This window comes from Vibrio sp. TMPB1044 (assembly GCF_030442075.1).
Taxonomy (GTDB): domain Bacteria; phylum Pseudomonadota; class Gammaproteobacteria; order Enterobacterales; family Vibrionaceae; genus Vibrio; species Vibrio satsumensis.
This window is the reverse complement of the sequence record NZ_JAUJED010000092.1, coordinates 1-1,284: the sequence shown is the minus strand read 5'-3', so window position 1 is coordinate 1,284 and position 1,284 is coordinate 1. Positions and strand designations below refer to the sequence as shown.

The 1,284-nt window shown below is 48.7% G+C and carries 2 protein-coding genes; both read right to left on the bottom strand.

What is annotated here, in order from left to right:
- Positions 1-257: JAB domain-containing protein (locus QQ041_RS23945; RefSeq protein WP_285955205.1), on the bottom strand; the 257-nt coding region annotated here is incomplete at its 3' end.
- A 542-nt stretch (positions 258-799) separates the two neighbouring features.
- Positions 800-1,117: a hypothetical protein gene (locus QQ041_RS23940; protein ID WP_102281748.1), complete on the bottom strand. Its 318-nt coding sequence runs from the start codon at positions 1,115-1,117 to the stop codon at positions 800-802.
- Between the last annotated feature and the right edge of the window lie 167 nt (positions 1,118-1,284).

Sequence of the window (1,284 nt, the reverse complement as noted above, 5' to 3'; positions counted from 1 at the left end):
GCATTAACGGTACCGTAGAACATCTCTTTGGTGCGCAACACTCGATGTTGATTATCGAGGAAGATAATCCCAAACACTTCAGACTCACAAGCGGCCAAGGACGTTTGGCAGAACGATTTCACCAATTCAGGCGAGGTTAATGGCGTTTGTTCTAAAATAAACAGTTTGGATTTGAGAATGCTTGCGGCTTGGTCAAGGATGCCCTTTTCTTCTGATGTGAATAACGAAACATTTGAGTATTGAACACGTGCTGACATGATATTTCCTTTCGGTCTTGGTGAGCGTCTGACTGTCCGTACCCAGTTGCAGGTTCTGTAGCGCAAGGGCGCGCAGCGGCGAAGCCTCCCTAGCGCGAGGGTTCTCAAATGGGACGGTTTAAAGGAAGCCGCGTCAACATGCCAAAGGACAGCCTAAGCCAGTACCTCAACCCAAAGCACGTCGCCCAGTTAGAAAGGTCCCTTCCCCACCCAAAGGGCGCCCTGCTGGTTACTCGACTTGCGCCACTCAATATTAATGCCTGCTCGTTACGAGCGTTTTTCTCGGTTTACTTGATTGGATCGCATCCCCCTCAACCAAGGACTCCTCCTCCGACGACGCGCTCATATTTGTCATAGAAGAACCTAAACGTGCTCACACACTCGATAACGTTGACCACTTAGTACAGGACCGAACAAGGCGTTGCTCGTCGAAAAACACAACCCGTTTGAATGTCGCGAACGGCTAGAATATCGAAACAAAATCCAGACACACTAATGACCTTCTCTAATGAGTGTTTGTGACGTTACACAATAAGCAGGCTTCAGTCGTCATACAGAGAAGAGAGTAAAGCCTTTGCCGACTCGCGATGCTCGGAGGTGGTTTCTATCATCCTTTCCGTTTTCTTCGCGTAGGTGTAGTCTTCTCGCATCTGCTTAATGGTGGTAGTGTTATCACACACACTGATACTTACCCCCTTCCCTCGGTTGCCTTCCTCTAGTATTAAAGAGTCGGTATACCCAAACTCATTCACCAAAATCTCATGAACCTTGACGGCCTTTACGGTGGAGTCAAAGTCGGTTGAATTCACCCAAATCACGTGCATGGATATGTCAGCGGATACTGTAGAACGAACAGCCATGTGACCCCCTAAGCGCCAAAACGCACATCAAAACAAAACCCTGAGCACTTAAACGTACCCTCCCCAGTGGTCACAAAGCGCAACGCTGGAAACACAGACCCGTAAGTGGTGTACATAATGATGTGATCCACTCGCTCGTGAAGAAACCATTCACCAAAGCCAGCGCC